Origin of the sequence: Marinicauda salina, assembly GCF_003122085.1 — a bacterium.
Lineage (GTDB): Bacteria > Pseudomonadota > Alphaproteobacteria > Caulobacterales > Maricaulaceae > Maricicauda_A > Maricicauda_A salina.
This window is the reverse complement of sequence record NZ_QEXV01000005.1, coordinates 193,171-208,739: the sequence shown is the minus strand read 5'-3', so window position 1 is coordinate 208,739 and position 15,569 is coordinate 193,171. Positions and strand designations below refer to the sequence as shown.

The window sequence follows — 15,569 nt, the reverse complement described above, 5'->3', positions numbered from 1 at the left end:
GCCGATGCGGTTCGCGACGACGGCGTGACACGGTCCGCGACGGGCGTGAGCAGTCCTGATCGGCAGCTTCGCGCCTGCGGCCACTTGAGGGGACGGCCGTTCCGTCAATCGCGAAAGCCTCGATAGGGGGAAACAATGTATCGGAATGCACGCAGGCGCGGCGAGTTTCGCCGCATATTGATGAGCGCCGCGGCGATCGGCGCGTTCGTCGTGGCCGAGTCCGCGCTCGCCCAGGACGCCGACATGAACGGCGAGGACGCGGAATCGGGAGAGGTCCTGGTCGTCACCGGCACCCGCATCCAGTCGCCGAACGTGGTTTCGTCGAGCCCGGTCCAGACCGTCAGCGAGGTCGAGCTCGAGTATCAGCAGGAACCAAATATCGAGCGGATCTTCCGCAACCTGCCCTCGACCATCCCGGGCGACGGGCAGAACGTGAATAACGGCACGGCCGGCGCGGCGTCGATCGACCTGCGCGGGCTCGGGACGAACCGGAGCCTCGTGCTCGTCAACGGCAAGCGGCTGACCCCCTACTCGCAAACCGGGGTCGTCGACGTACAGACCATTCCGACTCATCTCGTCGAGCGGATCGACATCGTCACCGGCGGCGCCTCGGCGGTGTACGGCTCGGACGCCATGTCCGGCGCGGTCAACTTCATCCTGAAGGACGACTTCGAGGGGTTCGAGTTCAACTACGACGCCTCGTTGTCGGAGCAGTCGGACGGTGAGACCCAGAGCGCCTCGGTCATCCTCGGCGCCAATCTCGACGGCGGCCGCGGCAACGTCGTGACGAGCATCGGCTATACGGATCGCGTTGGCGTGCAGTTCGGCGATCGTCCGTTCGGCCGCGTCGGGGTCTCGTCCACCAACGGGTCCGGGCTCGGCGGCGCGCCGGTGCTGCCGGAAGAGGCGAACTGCCAGAACCCGGAGAATGTCGACCAAACCGCGTCGGGGTCCACGACGGCCATTCCCGCCGCGCTGGACCTGCCCGGACAGACGCTGCAGTTCCGCAATGACGGAACGCTGGGGCCGCGTTGCTCGGTGTTCAACTTCAACCCGTTCAACTACTACCAGACGCCTCAGGAGCGGTTCAATTTCGACGGCTTCGCCCACTACGAGATCAATGACCGCCTCGAGCTGTATGCTCGCGGGAACTTCACCGCGACCAATGTGGAGCAGCAGGTCGCGCCGTCCGGCGTGTTCGGCAACGTCTTCACCTTCCCGCTGATGAACCCGTTTCTGTCCGGACAGGCGCGGCAGGCGATCCTGGACCAGGTCAACACGTTCGCGGCGGATTCCGGCGTCGGCGTTTTCGACCCGGTCACCGGCGCCCAGGACGACAACGGGAACGGCGTGTTCGACCTCGGCGACTCCATCACCACGCCGATCCGGCGGCGCACGCTGGAGTTGGGCACGCGCTCGGAGCAGTACGACGCCAACCAATTCCACTTCGTGTTCGGCGCGCGGGGTCGGCTGTTCGGCGACTGGAACTACGACCTGTCCTATCAGCACGGCGAATCCGACCGGACCCGCGTGCGGGCCGGCTACACCAATGTGTCCAACATCGCCATCGCGCTGGACACCGTCGATCCGAATACCTGCATCACGCCGGAAGGCGCCGTCGGTCCGTCGACGTGCGTGCCGCTGGACATCTTCTCCGGCGGGTTCGGCTCGATCACGCCGGCGATGGCGCAGTTCGCGTCTGTCACGGCGCTTCTGAAGGAGAAGACGACCCAGGACATCGCCACGTTCACGGTCAACGGTCCGATCTCGGCCTGGGGCAGCCCGCTGGCGAACAACCCGGTCGACGCCGCCTTCGGCCTGGAGTACCGTCAGGAGACCGCGTCCTCGCTTCCGGACGATTGCCTGCAGACGCCGCCGACGAGCTGCCAGGGCGGCGCCGGGGGCAATCTGCTGCCGGTCGAGGGGGCTTTCGACGTCTACGAGGCGTTCGGCGAACTCTACATTCCCTTGATCGAGGGCCGGGAGTTCTTCGAGGACCTCAATGTCGAACTCGGCTATCGCCTGTCCGACTACTCGGTGACGGGCCAGTCAGACACCTGGAAGGCCGGCGTCAACTGGACGCCCGTGGACTCGATCCGCTTCCGCGCCATGTTCCAGGAGGCCAACCGGGCGCCCAACGTCAACGAGCTGTTCCGCCCCGTAACGACGGGCCTGTCGAACGCGACCTTCGATCCGTGTTCGAACGGAAATCCGAATCCGATCGGCCCGGAGCTGCGCGCGCTCTGCGAGGCGACCGGCGTGCCGCCCTCGCTGGTTGGCGTCGTCGGCGACATCGTCTCCGGCCAGGTCAATCAGTTCTTCGGGACGAACCCGGCCAATCTGCCGGATCCCGAAACCGCCGAAACCCTGACCATCGGCGTGGTGTGGACGCCCACCCTGTCGGTCGGCAACCTGATCGATCCTGTCGTCTCGCTCGATTACTACGATATCGAGATCGAGGACTTCATCGGCGCGTTCAGCGGCCAGGAGGCGCTCGACGCCTGCTACGTGCTCGGTGATCCGACGGCGTGCGGTAGCATCGTGCGCATCAACGGCTCCCTGGCGACTTCCGGAGCGGGCGTGCCCGGCTTCACCCGCAATCTGGAATTCGTGCGGGCCGAGGGGATCGAGCTCAGCGCCAGCGTGGGCTACGACCTCGGCGACTGGGGCGAGCTGAATGCGACGCTCAACGGCAACTACTACCTGACCAACGAGCTGCAATCGGCTTCCACCTCGCCCGTGGTTGACTGCAACGGGTTCTACGGCACCACCTGCGACCCGGTTCCCCAGCTTCGCTTCGTCCAGCGCACCACCTGGTCGATCGGAGATGTCGAGCTGTCCTATCTGTGGCGCTACATCGACTCGATGGACATCCAGACGGGCGAGGCGGCGAACATCTTCCCCGCCTTCCAGTCGATCGACGCCTACAACTATGTCGATCTGACCGGGGTCTATAACGTCAACGAGAACATCCGGTTCACCGGCGGCGTTGACAACGTGTTCGACGAAGGCCCGCCGATCATCGGCAACGCCACGGGCACGACCGCGTTCAACTCCGGGAACACCTTCCCCAGCATGTACGACGTGCTCGGACGGGTCTTCTCCGTCGGTGTGAACGTCCGGTTCTAGCGGTTCCCCGAGAGACCGGACATGGGCGGCGGCCTCCCCGGGTCCGCCGCCCCTTTTTTTCTTCGACGGTCGCGCGTTCATCCGCTGGCTGAGGAAGTCCGGCCGCCGGCCGCAGCCAGTCCAGCGGGTCCGCCTTCCGGCCGATCGACGAGGCCGAGTATCATCGTCGCCTCGGCGAGGCGTACGAGGGCGGCGACGAGGTGCGCCTCGAGGCCCCGCGGCTGCAGATCGACGGGTAGGCCGGCCGGCTAGAAGCGGCCGTCGCAGCGGTCGATCGCCGCCGCCGTCGCCGCGCCCCCGGCGATCTCAGCCTCGAAGCACGCGATCGAGTCCGCCGCCGAGCCGGTTCCCCGGCACAATTCAAGGGCTTCCCCCCAGCTCCACCTGTCGGAGCCGTCGGCGCGCGCGACGCCGCCGTGCATGGCCTGTTCGAAGCACGCCGCCGGCTCGGTCGAGGCCTCGGCGCCTTCGCACAGCGACGCGACATTGTTCGCCGCCCATTGCGTCTGACCCTGGTAGTTCCAGGCGACCCGGCCCTGGACGGCGTCGGCGCAGGCGCCCTGTCCGCCGCCGCCCGCGATCGCTTGGGCGGCGGAGCCGAGGACGACGCGGGGGTCGATCTGCGTGCCGTTCTCGATGATGTCGCCGGAATCCGTCATGTCGTCGATGCGGGCCTCGCTGCGCGCCTCGGCGGCGTCGGCCTCGGCCTCGTCCATCACCGCGCGCAAGGTGTCGCAGGGCTGGTCCTCGTCGATCTCGCCGTTGCAGTTGTCGTCGCGCCGATTGCAGATGTCGATCTGCAGCGGATGGATCGCGCGTACGGCGTCGTCGCAGTCGCGCCCGCAATACCGCCGTCCGCCGGCGTCGACATTGCACGCCCAGTCGGGAACGAAGCCGTCGCCGTCGTCGTCGCGCGTTCCGAAGGTCTCCGGGTCGCAATCCTCGTCATGGCCGTCGCGATCGGCGATTTCGTCATTGCCCGGATAGCGGCTCGCATCGGAATCGTCGCAATCGGCGCCGCGCGGCGAGCCGTCCCCGTCGGCGTCGATCTGGGCGGGCGCCGGCGCGGCGCTCGCAAGCGCGAACGCAAGGCTCGCGAAGAGGGTGATGAACCATTTCGGCATGACCGGCCTCCCCTTGCAGCAGGGCCGGGCCGCGCCGCCCCTGTCCGGCGGGCGCATCGCCGCCCGCCGGCTCCAGTCTGATTAAAACATGCGCGCAGGCCGCGCGTCGAACCGGGCGCGCCGGGCGGCGCGGTCAGACCGTCGCGTCGGCGAGTCCCGAAACCGGCTGCAGCCAGCCCCATTCGTCCTCGGTCCCGCCCTCGAACAGGCCGAAGAAGCGGTCCTGCAGGAGTCGCGTGATCTCGCCCGGTCCGGCCGCGCGCGTGGGCTTGTCGTCGACGGATCGGATCGGCGTGATCTCGGCGGCCGTGCCGGTCAGGAAGGCCTCGTCGCACAGATACAGCGCCTCGCGCGGCAGGGACTGCTCGACGACCTCGATGCCTTCGCGGCGGGCGAGTTCGATCACGGCGTCGCGCGTGATGCCCTGCAGGATCGACGAGGCCGCCGGCGGCGTCATCAGCCGGCCGTCCTTGAACAGGAAGAGGTTCTCGCCCGCCCCCTCTGACAACCGGCCGTGGATGTCGAGCCCGATCCCCTCGGCGTAGCCGCGCTTCTTCGCCTCGCGCGATATCAGGAAGCTGGTGAGGTAGTTGCCGGCCGCCTTGGCGCCGGTCGGCGCGGTGTTGGGCGCCAGTCGGTTCCACGACGAGACGCAGACATCGACGCCCTGCTCGCGCGCGGTTTCGCCGAGATAGGCACCCCAGGGAAAGGCGGCGATGAACGTCTCGACGGGCTCCGGCTTCAGCGGCGCCACGCCGATCTCGCCATAGCCGACCATGGCGATCGGGCGGATATAGGCCGAGCGCAGGCCGTTCGCCGCCACGACGGCGTCGCAACCCGCCACGAGCGCGTCCTCGTCGAAGGGAATGACGAGGTCGTAGATGCGCGCCGAATCGATCAGCCGCCGGATATGGTCGCGAAGCCGGAAGCTTCGCGGGCCCGCGGGCGTCTCGTAGACGCGGATCCCCTCGAACACCGACGTGCCGTAATGCAGGGCGTGGCTGAGCACGTGGACCTGCGCGTCGGCCCAGGGGATGAGCGCGCCGTTGCGCCAGATCGTCTCCACGGTCGCGATGGGCATGGAATGTCTCCGTCGGCTTCGCCGCGCATTTGAGCCGAGACCGGCGAGCGGGGAAAGCGCGACGGCGCGTCGCGGCGGGGCGCGCGTGCGTCCCTCGCCTTTTGAGTCGTGTCGCGGCTTGTGTAGGGTTGTGCGGTCGAGGCCGTCCCGGCTCGCCGCCGGCGGTCTTCGCATGGCAGGCGACAATGGGGACAGGCATGAACCACGCAACGACAGGCCTCGCGGCGGGACTGGCGCTCGTCGCGACCGGCGCCGCGACATCGGCGCAGACGCCCGACGCGGTGATCCAGAGTCTGGAACAGGCGGTCGCCGAGGCCGGCGAGCACACGATCGTGCTCGTGGGGCCCGGCGAGACGGTGGCCTACACCATCGAGGTCGACGGGACGCTCCAGCAGCTCGAAGGCGATTTCGACGGCGTGGAAATCACCCGCCAGGACAATGACGAGATCTCCGGCGGGACCGCGACGGGCTATGTCGGCCACGGCGGCGCCGACGGCTTCCGCGTCGACGGCTCCATCGAGTCGATCACGCTGGCCCGGCCCGGCGCGGCCCGGATCACGGTCGACGGCGCGCCCTATCATCACGTCGTCATCCGGGGGACCGGCGAGACCGTCGGCTACACGCTGAAGGTCGACGGCCATCTGCAGGCGGTCTCCGGCGATCTCGACGGCTACGACGCCTCGATCCAGGGCAATGACGCGATCAATGGCGGGCGCGCCACCGGCTATGTCGGCGGCGGCGGCGTCGACGGCTTCCAGGCCTTCGGCGCGATCGCGAACCTCGAATTCGCGCGGGCCGGCGCCGCCGAGGTCTTCGTCGACGGCGCGCCCTTCCACACGCTGGCGATCCGGGGGACCGGCGACACCGTCGGCTATTCGGTCTCTATCGATGGACGGCTGGAGGCCGTCGCCGGCGATTTCGCCGGCTTCGAGGCGAGCATCCAGGATAACGACTCCGTCGATGGCGGCGCGGCGTCGGGCTATGTCGGCGGCGGCGGCGTCGACGCCTATCGCGTCTATGGCGGTCGACCCGACGTCGAGCTGGCGCGCGCCGGCGCAGCCGACGTCTTCATCGACGGCGAGCAGGTGCAGGCGGCGTCGGAAGGAGACGGAGGCGATGAAGCGACCGCATCCTCCGGGGGCGGCTACCGCCTGGCCGATGCGATTTCGACGGTCACCGACCGCGCCGGTCACGGCGCGGTCGACGATACGCGCCGGCTCGATTTCGAGGACCGCGCGCTCACCGGTATCCGGCTTTCGGAGATGTGGGACCGGCCCTGCGCCATCGCGCTGCAGGGCGCGCCGATCGAAGGCGACGGCCTCGGCGAGCGCGAGGACGAAGAACTTTACGAGGATCTCTGTGACGGCCGACCGCTCGGCCTGTTTGGCTGGGGCGGAGGCGAGTGGCCGCTCGCGCCGGACGATCACGTTGTCGCGGGCCTGGAGGTCTGCGTGAACAATCACCGGCCGAATGCGCGCGTGAAGGGGCTCGGCCTGAGCAGTTGGCGGCTCGACGAGTACCTCGATCCCGATGTCGACGAGGAGACGAGAAACGCGCTCCGGGCGACGGATCGCGGCGAGCAGCCCAATTGCAGTCACTGGACGTCTGCGGCGTGTCCCTATCCCGAGGTCGCGACGGGGGTCGTGATCACGATCCGCGAGCGCCGGAACAATGAATGGATCAACGGCATGCGGCTGATCTGCCGGGCGGTCGAAACCCAGTAGGCGGATGACGCGGCGCGGCTGTCGCGCCGCGCCCGCTCACTCGCCCTCGGCGTCCGCGTCTTCCGGCTCCGAACCGGCCGCGGCGCGCACGATGATCTCGACGCGGCGGTTCTGCGCGCGGCCGGCCTCGGTCGCGTTGTCGGCGACGGGTTCGGCCTCGCCGACGCCGCGCACCGCGATGGACATGTCTTCGGTCGCGGCCTGCCCAAGCAGGAAGGAACGCACCGACGCGGCGCGTTCGCGGGAGAGCGCGGCGTTGTACTCGGCCGGCCCCTGCGAGTCCGAATGGCCCTCGACGCGCAGCGCGACATCGCGTTCGGCCAGGCCCGCGGCGAATTCCGACAGGGCGGCCTCGGCGCCGGGCTTGAGCGCGGCGCTGTCGACATCGAACAGGATGGCGCCGTCGAAGACCACGCGCTCGGCCGCGCCGATCGCGGCGACGGCGTCGATGTCGGCGCCGGGCCAGCGCCCGCGGCAGTCCTCGCCGTCATCGGTCAGCCGGACGAAGCGAAAGCTCGCGCCCTCCTCGATATGCGGGGCGATGTCGATCTCGGCCCGGCCGCCGGAGATGGCGCCGACCTCGATCCATGCCTCGCCGTCGGCCGAGATCGCCAGCGCGCTCGGCTCGACGTCGGGGCCGACCTCGAAGACGAACAGGTCGGGGCCGGCCACGTCGATCAGCGCGTTGTCGGTGAATTGCAGGGTCAGCGCGCCGCCGCAGCCCAGCGTCACGATGCGATCGGCGGTGTCGAGCGATTCCCAGTCGGGCGGGCCGAGCGTCGCGGCGGGGTCGCGCGAGGCTTCGATCGGGGCGGGTTCGCCCATCTCGTAGCTTGTCACGGCGTCGGCGAAGGAGATGTCGCCCTGGGGCAGGCGGACCTCGCCGCCGCGGCCGTCGTCATAGACCGTCGGCGTCGGGTCCTGGGCGGCGGCGGGCGCGGCGACGAGCGCGGCGATGACGGCGGCGAGCCTGAGCGGCATGGGCGTGTCTCCGGGAGCGGCGGGCTGTGCGTGATCCCGGCGGAGCTTTGCGCGATGCGTCCGCGCGCCGCAACCCGTCGGATGTTTCATGCGGTCGCGATTGCGCGACGACCGGTTTCCGCGCCGGTCAAGGGAAGAGATGTCGAAGCAAGCGGCGGACGACGCGCGGCGGGGCGATGGCTGGGCGAAATAGCGGCGATGGCGGAAATGGCGTCCCCGGCAGGATTCGAACCTGCGGCCCTCAGATTAGGAATCTGATGCTCTATCCGACTGAGCTACGGGGACTCCTGATCCGCATATAGCAGAGATGGGTTGACGGCGGCGAGGCCGCCAATGCGTCAATGTGCGTCTGAACCGAAGGGAGACGCCGCATGCAGCCCTGGCGAGCCCGCGCTCCGGGCGACGGCGCTCCTTTCACGCCGAAGGCCGGTCTCTGGATCGTCGCGGCCGCCGCCGTCGGCTTCCTCGTTTCGTGGCTCGGCGCGGGTGTGCTGGAGTTGCCGCGGCGCGGGTTCGTCGCCTGGCATCTCGCCGCGACCGGCGGATTTCTCGCGGTCTGGGTCGTGCGGACGGGGTTCGGCTTCGGGGCCCTTCTTCATCGCTGGCGCCTCGGGCTCGTCGCCGCGGCCGCCGCGGCGGGCTTCTCGGCCGGCCATGTGCTGTCGCAGCCGGGCGCGCCGATCTCCGCCGGTGCGGCGCTCGCAGGCGATCTCGCCTGGCTCGGCGGGATCTACGCCGTGCTCGACGCGATGCTGCTCACCGTCGTTCCCGTCTCGGCCGTGTTCGCCGCGACCGCGGCTCGGGCGGGCCTTTCGGGTCCCGGCGGCGAGATCCTCGGCAGCGGGCTCGCCCTGCTCGCCAGCCTCGCCGTCACCGCCGCCTATCACGCCGGCTTTCCCGAGTTCCGCGGCGCGGCGATGCTCGCCCCGCTGGTCGGCAATGGCGTGATCGCGCTGGCCTATGTCGCGAGCCGCAGCCCGGCCTCGGCCATCCTCGCCCATGTCGCGCTGCATGGCGCCGCCGTGCTCAACGCCCCGCCCGCCGGCGGGCCGCTGCCGCCGCATTACTGAGCCGGCGCCATGATCACTCGCCGCAGCGGGTGAAGGGTCTGAGCGGCGTCCCATCGGGCAGGAAACCGGCGACCCGCGGCTCGTTATGCTGGTCGACGATGGTCGCGTTTCCACGGCCCGACCCGCCGCGGAAATAGGCGCTGACCAGTTCGACGGCGTCGTCGTCTCGGATAAGGAAGATCAGGTCGAGATCGCCCGAGACGTGAGAATCGAGCCCGCCCTCGATCAGCAGGCCGCCCTTGGCGACCGTCATCGAACGGCCGTCGAACGCCACCGAGGGATCGGCCATGGAGATGACCTCGCGCAGCTCGTAGCGCACCGGTTCGTCGTCGAATTCGAGGATGAACGCGCCGCCGTTTCCGGTCGCGCCGTCGGACAGGGACTCCTCGACGCGCACCCGCCAGCGAAAGGCGCGCGCGCCGTCGACGCCGCAGCCCGGCGAACCGTCGGGCTGACGTTCGACATAGCGTCCGTCGGGAAACGTCCAGAGACCGTCGTCGGTGCTCTCCCACGGCTCCTGGGCGAGCAGGGCCATGGCGGCGAAAAGCAGGCTTGCGAGGTCCATCGAAGCGTTCTCCGGATCATTGCGGGCGCGATCGTGACCGGCCCGGGGGCGCCCCGCCATCCCCCGTTCCGGGGTCAGGCGCCGGGCGAGAGCCCCATCCGCGCGGCGTGCCAGGCCGCCTCGGCGCGCGAGGAGATGCCCAGCTTGCGATAGATCGACTTGATGTGGCTGGCCACCGTGCTCTCGGCGAGCTCCAGGCTGGCGGCGACGTCGCTGTTGCGCAGGCCGCGGCTGATCAGCGCGAGCACCTCGCGCTCGCGCGCGGTCAGCTCCTCCTCCGGGTCGGCGGCCGGTCCGGTCAGGCGGAAATGCTCCATGATCCGCCGCGCGATCGAGGGCGACAGCGCCGGCAGGCCCTGGGCGTGCTGCACCAGCTGGCGCGCCAGCACGTCGGGCGGCGTCTCCTTGAGCAGATAACCCTGTGCGCCGGCGGATAGCGCCGCGACGATGTGGCTGTCGTCGCCCATCACGGTCGTGACGATCGAGATCGTTTCCGGGCGGACGAGCTTCAGGCTGCGCAACACTTCCAGGCCGGAGCCGTCGGGCAGGCCGAGATCGATCAGCGCCAGGTCGAAGTCCCGCGCGGCGGCGGCGGCGAGCCCGGCGCGCATGTCGGCGGCCTCCTCGATCTCACACTCGGCGAAGGCCGACCGCACGATGTCTCCCAGCCAGCGGCGCGTCTCGGAGATGTCTTCCACGATCAGAACGCGCGTCATGAGCCTCTCCGGTCATGTTCGAGGGGGAACCGAGCGGTCAGGCGTACGCCGGGATCGATGGCAGCGAGATCGAGCGAGCCGCGCAGCGCCCGCACGCGGGCGCGGATATTGGCCAGACCGTCGCCGGCGCTCGCAGCCGTGGCATCGAAGCCCGCGCCGTCGTCCTCGACCGTCAGCTCGGCCCGGCCGCCGCTGTGGACGAGGCGCATGCGGACCTGCGACGCGCCAGCGTGCTTGATCACGTTGCTGACCGCCTCGCGGATGATGGAGCGCAGCGCGTGAGCCGCGCCGGGCGTGAGATCCGGCGGATCGTCGGCCTCGACACTCCAGTCGAGCCCGATATCGACCATGGCGAGGCGCTCGGCGGTCTCGGCGCGCAGCTCGGCCAGCGTCTCGTCGAAAGTAAGGCCGGGGCTCGCGGCGTTGTTGATCACGTCCCGGAGGTCGGTGAGCGTCTCCCGGATCATCATGTCCTTGCGATCGGCCTGCCGGCTGTGCAGCGCGCCGAGAAGCTGCGCACCGATATTGTCGTGCATGTCGCGGGCGATCCGGCTGCGCTCCTCGGCGACGCCGCGGTCATAGGCGGCGCGTCCGGCCTCGGCGTGGCTCATCAGCGTGATCAGGTGTTCCGCCGTGCGGCGGTGGCGCGAACCGAACAGGCCGCGTCCGCGCCAGGGATAGCGAAGGACGAGATCGGGGATGTCGGCGACGCCGGGCAGGGCGAGTTCGAGCCCGTCGGCGCGGATCTGCGGCGCCTGAACCGGCCATTTCGCCGGTGCGATTTCGAGCGGGGCGAATACGCGCGACAGCAGCCGGCGCCATCGATCGGCGCGCGCCCGGTTGGACGGCTCGAAGACCACGTCGACCACGCTGTGGAAGATCTGCTGCTCGTCCAGCCGACTGCGATGGAGCAGCCGCCGGGCCAGGGTGTCCCGGAGCGGCAGATAGAGAAAGGCGACGGCCAGCAGCGCGACGCCGAAGGCGGAGGCCGGCGCCAGCGAGGCGGCGTAGACCAGCATCGCGTCGACCGCGACCAGCAGCGCCGCGCCGCCCAGGTAGAACAGGATCAGGAACGCCCACTCGCCCAGTTCGAACAGCCGGTAGCGCTGCAGCCCGACCGCGACGCCGGCGTAGATGAGCAGGAACGAGGAGAAGGCGTAGCGCGGGTCGACGACCCCGGCGAAGCCGAGCGAACGCGGCAGCGCGACCAGCGTGATGAACGCGCCCGATCCGACGAGCACCGACAGTCCCAGCCAGATGGTGACCGCGCGTCCCCTGGGATCGTCGCGGGTGGCCAGGTATTGCGCGCCGACCGCGGCGAAGATGCCGATCATCTCGACGAGCGTGATCAGATGGACCGAGGACCAGGACGGCGTCGCGCCGACCAGCTCGAGCCCGGTCCACGCCGCGAAGACCCCGGTCGCGACCACGATCGCCGTCCGCCATCCCGGCGGCCGCACCGGGTAGATGAGAAACAGGGCGATCATCACGACGCCGAACAGCGACGCGCCGAGCACGTTGGCGTTGAACAGCAGGCCCGCAGCCCACGGCTCAAGCGCCATGACCGCAGCGCCGCCCGCCGCGGCGGAGTAGGTGAACAGCATGGTCGCCGCGCCGGAGAGCGCGAACAGCAGGACGGCCGGATCACGCGGGCGCAACGCCCAGATCCAGGCTGCAATTAGGAAGGCTCCGAGCCCGACGGCGATCTGCACCCAGAAGCGCAGGCTCAACGCGGCGAGCGGTCGGAGTCCGTCGAGACCGAGCGCGCCGCGCCCCGCCGGCTGAAGCGCGACGATGAGGACAAGGCCGGTCGCAATGACGGCGACGAGTGTCGTCAGGGCGAGCCGTCGGCTCGGCGTGTTGAGGCCCATTCGCAAAGCGCGCTCGTCTCCACCGTCATCGTCGTCCGCGGTCGGCGACCATATAGCCGCCCGCCGCATACGGGCTCGTTCCCCCGTTCGGGGGATGGGGCCTGCGGCGCGCCGATCCTATTCAAGTCCAGACGAATGCAGACGCCGGCGCCGCTTCGGGCCGGTCCAGTGGAGCACGGGGACAGCTCACATGAAACACGCCATCCGCCATGCTGCGGCCGCGCTCGCCGCCGCGATCGTCTCGGCTTGCGGGAGCATCGACGGCGGTCCGCTCATTCGCCCCGGCGAACCCACCGGGGTGCTCGAGGTCGCCAACGGATCGAGCCGAACATTTTCGGCCATCCTGATCTCGGACTGCGACAACTTCACCTACGGCTTCAACCGCCTGCCCGACGGCGTGCGCGTGCCGCCCGGCTCGAGCTACCGCTTCCGGGTTTCGGCGGGCTGCTGGGACGTCGACGCCGGGCTGGCCTACCAGGAGGCGCGCTTCCGCACCCAGGTCTATCCCGGGCGCCTCACCCGCCATGTCGTCGTCGACCCCGATTGACAGTCCGAACCCTCCGGCAGACCGCCGATCCCGCCGAAAGGAGCCGCCAATGCGACTCATCGCCATGCTACTCGCCGCCGGATTCACCGCCCCCGCCGCCGCTCAGGGAGGCGTCACGGGCGCACACGGCGGAGCGACTCTCCGGGCCGGCTTCACGCCCGACCCGCATACGGCGGTCGTGGAGGCCGGCGGCTCGGCCGCGTTGAGCGAGCTCTCCGGGCGCCCGGGCTGTGCCGGCTATGCCGGCATCGTCCCGGACTACGTCATCGATTACGACGCCGGCTCGTTCGATCTCACGATTTCGGCCAGCGCGACGGCGGATCTGACTCTCTCCGTCGCCGGACCGAACGGGATCGGCCTCTGCGACGACGACAGCGGTCCGGGGCTGAACCCCCGGCTCACGATCCGGAACCCGGCGTCGGGCGCCTATCTCGTCTGGGTCGGCGGCTATCAACAGGACCGGTACGCCGACGCGACGCTGGCGATCTCCGAGATCGGGCGCACGGCGGGCGGATCGACCGCCGCAGCGCAGTCCGGGCCCGACTGGTCGCGGCCGGCGCGGTACGGCGACATCTCGCTGTCGTCCGGGTTCAGATCCGACCCGCGTCGCGTCTCGGTCGTCTCAGGCGGGCGGAACCGCGCGAGCGACACCGCCTCCGGCTGCCGCGGCTGGGTCGCCACCGCGCCGGACGTGCAGCTGACCTATCAGGCCGGATCGGTGCTGCCGCTCATCCTTTCGGTGGATTCGACCTCAGACACGACGCTGCTCGTCAACGACCCGAACGGGCGCTGGCATTGCGACGACGACGGGGGGAATGACGGGCTCAATCCGGCGCTGACATTCTCCGAGCCGCTGTCGGGCGTCTACGACATCTGGATCGGCTCCTATCGCCAGGGCGAGAACGCCCAGGCCACGCTGTCGATCTCCGAGCTCTACAGCGAGTGATCCCGCACGTCGGCGTCCGGCTCCCTCCCCGGCCGACGCAAAAAGCCCCGGAGCCGAGGCTCCGGGGCTTTCCTTCAAACGACCGTGGCCGCGTCGATCAGGCCTTGCGGAAGTGCAGGATTCCCCAAGCGAGCCGGCCGGCGTCGGCGCCGTCGACCCAGTGCTGGAGACCCTTGAGCATGCGCTCGGCGTATTCCGGCGAGATCTGGTCCTTGAGCCCGTCGCGCTTGGCCTGCAGCTCCTCGCGCACCCGCGCATAGTGATTGCGCAGCTGGTGGGTCAGGTTCTCGATCTCGACGGTCTCGAAGCCGAGGCCCTCCAGCGTCTCGCGATAAAACCCGATCGAGCCCAGATCCGGCAGATGGATGCGGTCATAGATCGGCTGCAGCGCGGTCGTGTCCTTGATGCCGTCGGCCTGCATCGGGTCGGTCATGATGAACTCGCCGCCCGATTTCAGCACGCGGTCGACCTCCTCGAGCACGCGCCGGCGCGCGCCCGAGTGCAGGATGGCGTCCTGGCTCCACACGATGTCGAAGCTGTCGGCCGGGGAGGGGATGTCCTCGAACGAGCCGTGGACGACCTCGATCTTGTCGGCGAGGCCCTGCTCGGCGTTGAGCTGGCGGTTCCGCTCGTTCTCCTTCTCCGACAGGTTCAGGCAGGTGACGTGGACGCCGAACTCGCGCGCGAGATAGCGCGCCGCGCCGCCATAGCCCGCGCCGATGTCGAGCACTTTCGCGCCCGGTTTCAGGCCGGCGAGCTTTTCGGCCATGCGGCGCACCGTGCGGGCCGAGGCGGTCTTGATCGCCTCGCCCTCGCCTTCATAGAGGCCGACATGGATGTCCTCGCCGCCCCAGATGGCGGCGTAGAAGGCGTCGGCGTCGGCGCTGTCGTAGTAGTCCTCGGCGGTCTTCACCGCTTCCTGATAATCAGCCGTCATAGGATTTCTCCGCGACGTGGATGAAGAAGTCCGGTTCGTGGTCGTCGTAGTTCTCCTGGAAGTCCCCGTAGGTCTTCACGTTGGAGAAGCCGACCTGCTTCATCAGGTCGGTCGTGTACTTCTTCCTCAGCGGGAACATGTTGAGGTAGTAGGCCGAGCCGTCCGGGAACTCGTACTTGAACCGCGCCAGGCTGTCGTCGACATACTCCGGCGCAGCGGTGACCTGGTCGCCGCAGTAATAGTACTTGTGCTTGCTGTCGAAGCCGTGATCCAGGATCGAGTCGTAATTGCGCTGGTCCAGGATCAGGATGCCGTCATGCTTCAGCGCGGCGTAGAACTCCGCCAGCGTCCGGCGACGGTCGCGCTCGTCGTGCAGGTGGGTGAACGAGTTGCCCAGGCACACGATCGCGTCGAACTTGCCGACGAGATTGCGGTTGAGCCAGCGCCAGTCGGCCAGAACCGTGTTGAGGATCAGCCCGCGCTTGCGGCCGTTCTCGAACGCCTTGGCGAGCATTTCCGCCGAGCCGTCGACGGTGGTGACGTTGAAGCCGGCCTTCATCAGCTGGACCGAGTGGAAGCCCGTGCCCGCCGCGGCGTCGAGGACGGTCTCCTTGCCGCGCTCGCGCAGCAGGTCGATGAAGAACTGCCCCTCGCTGGCGGCGCGGCCGTCCCAGTCGATCAGCTCGTCCCACTTCTCGACGAAGCCCTGGACGTATTCGGCCTGGTAGTGGTCGGTGTCGCGGACCGCCGTGGGATCGTCGCCGTAGTCCTGCTCCGACTTGGCGGCGGGCGCCTTCGGCGGCGTGGTGGTCTGAGTCATGGTGTCGGAAAGCCTTCTCAAATCGCTGTGTCTCATCCTGCGTATGAACGCGCGACCG

13 protein-coding genes and 1 tRNA gene are annotated in these 15,569 nt (G+C 69.3%); 5 read left to right on the top strand and 9 right to left on the bottom strand.

All coding sequences use genetic code 11. From position 1 onward, the window contains the following. Window positions 1-180: 180 nt before the first annotated feature. Window positions 181-3,129, top strand: coding sequence for a TonB-dependent receptor plug domain-containing protein (locus tag DDZ18_RS11665; RefSeq protein WP_109253564.1), 2,949 nt, complete (start codon window positions 181-183; stop codon window positions 3,127-3,129). Between the two features lie 248 nt (window positions 3,130-3,377). Here the strand turns inward: DDZ18_RS11665 and DDZ18_RS11660 are convergent, their stop codons facing one another. Together DDZ18_RS11660 and DDZ18_RS11655 are read right to left on the bottom strand one after the other, a co-directional pair. Then, window positions 3,378-4,253 carry a putative metal-binding motif-containing protein gene (locus DDZ18_RS11660; RefSeq protein WP_158272148.1) on the bottom strand — a complete coding sequence of 292 codons (876 nt, stop codon included), beginning with the start codon at window positions 4,251-4,253 and terminating at the stop codon, window positions 3,378-3,380. Between the two features lie 133 nt (window positions 4,254-4,386). Further along, entirely contained in the window at window positions 4,387-5,334 is a 948-nt protein-coding gene (locus DDZ18_RS11655) for a branched-chain amino acid transaminase (RefSeq protein WP_109253562.1), read from the bottom strand. 197 nt (window positions 5,335-5,531) lie between these two features. On the opposite strand from DDZ18_RS11655, the gene DDZ18_RS11650 reads away from it, so the two are divergent. Further along, the gene (locus tag DDZ18_RS11650; protein WP_109253561.1) at window positions 5,532-7,058 is read left to right on the top strand and encodes a hypothetical protein; all 1,527 of its coding nucleotides are present in this window, start codon (window positions 5,532-5,534) and stop codon (window positions 7,056-7,058) included. Window positions 7,059-7,094: 36 nt separating this feature from the next. On the opposite strand, the gene DDZ18_RS11645 is transcribed toward DDZ18_RS11650, so the two are convergent. Both DDZ18_RS11645 and DDZ18_RS11640 read right to left on the bottom strand, forming a co-directional pair. Further along, the gene (locus DDZ18_RS11645; RefSeq protein ID WP_158272147.1) at window positions 7,095-8,039 is read right to left on the bottom strand and encodes an OmpA family protein; all 945 of its coding nucleotides are present in this window, start codon (window positions 8,037-8,039) and stop codon (window positions 7,095-7,097) included. Between the two features lie 208 nt (window positions 8,040-8,247). Next, window positions 8,248-8,324: transfer RNA gene (locus DDZ18_RS11640), tRNA-Arg, on the bottom strand. An 86-nt stretch (window positions 8,325-8,410) separates the two neighbouring features. On the opposite strand from DDZ18_RS11640, the gene DDZ18_RS11635 reads away from it, so the two are divergent. Continuing rightward, the gene (locus DDZ18_RS11635) at window positions 8,411-9,109 is read left to right on the top strand and encodes a hypothetical protein (RefSeq protein WP_109253559.1); all 699 of its coding nucleotides are present in this window, start codon (window positions 8,411-8,413) and stop codon (window positions 9,107-9,109) included. A 13-nt stretch (window positions 9,110-9,122) separates the two neighbouring features. Here the strand turns inward: DDZ18_RS11635 and DDZ18_RS11630 are convergent, their stop codons facing one another. From DDZ18_RS11630 to DDZ18_RS11620, 3 genes are all read right to left on the bottom strand, one after another. Further along, complete coding sequence (locus DDZ18_RS11630) at window positions 9,123-9,674, bottom strand: hypothetical protein (protein ID WP_146190667.1); 552 nt, start codon at window positions 9,672-9,674, stop codon at window positions 9,123-9,125. A 74-nt stretch (window positions 9,675-9,748) separates the two neighbouring features. Next, entirely contained in the window at window positions 9,749-10,390 is a 642-nt protein-coding gene (locus DDZ18_RS11625) for a response regulator (protein WP_109253557.1), read from the bottom strand. Further along, the gene (locus DDZ18_RS11620) at window positions 10,387-12,261 is read right to left on the bottom strand and encodes an ATP-binding protein (protein ID WP_109253556.1); all 1,875 of its coding nucleotides are present in this window, start codon (window positions 12,259-12,261) and stop codon (window positions 10,387-10,389) included. The genes DDZ18_RS11625 and DDZ18_RS11620 overlap by 4 nt, the downstream gene beginning before the upstream one ends. Window positions 12,262-12,451: 190 nt before the next feature. On the opposite strand from DDZ18_RS11620, the gene DDZ18_RS11615 reads away from it, so the two are divergent. After that, the gene (locus DDZ18_RS11615) at window positions 12,452-12,808 is read left to right on the top strand and encodes a hypothetical protein (RefSeq protein WP_109253555.1); all 357 of its coding nucleotides are present in this window, start codon (window positions 12,452-12,454) and stop codon (window positions 12,806-12,808) included. Between the two features lie 49 nt (window positions 12,809-12,857). Continuing rightward, window positions 12,858-13,754: a hypothetical protein gene (locus tag DDZ18_RS14165; protein ID WP_233245821.1), complete on the top strand. Its 897-nt coding sequence runs from the start codon at window positions 12,858-12,860 to the stop codon at window positions 13,752-13,754. 97 nt (window positions 13,755-13,851) lie between these two features. Here DDZ18_RS14165 and DDZ18_RS11605 read toward each other — a convergent pair whose 3' ends face one another. Beyond that, window positions 13,852-14,691: an SAM-dependent methyltransferase gene (locus DDZ18_RS11605; protein WP_109253554.1), complete on the bottom strand. Its 840-nt coding sequence runs from the start codon at window positions 14,689-14,691 to the stop codon at window positions 13,852-13,854. Then, window positions 14,681-15,511 (bottom strand): glycine/sarcosine N-methyltransferase, encoded by an 831-nt coding sequence (locus DDZ18_RS11600; protein ID WP_109253553.1) that lies wholly within the window; start codon window positions 15,509-15,511, stop codon window positions 14,681-14,683. Before DDZ18_RS11600 ends, DDZ18_RS11605 begins: the two co-directional genes overlap by 11 nt. Between the last annotated feature and the right edge of the window lie 58 nt (window positions 15,512-15,569).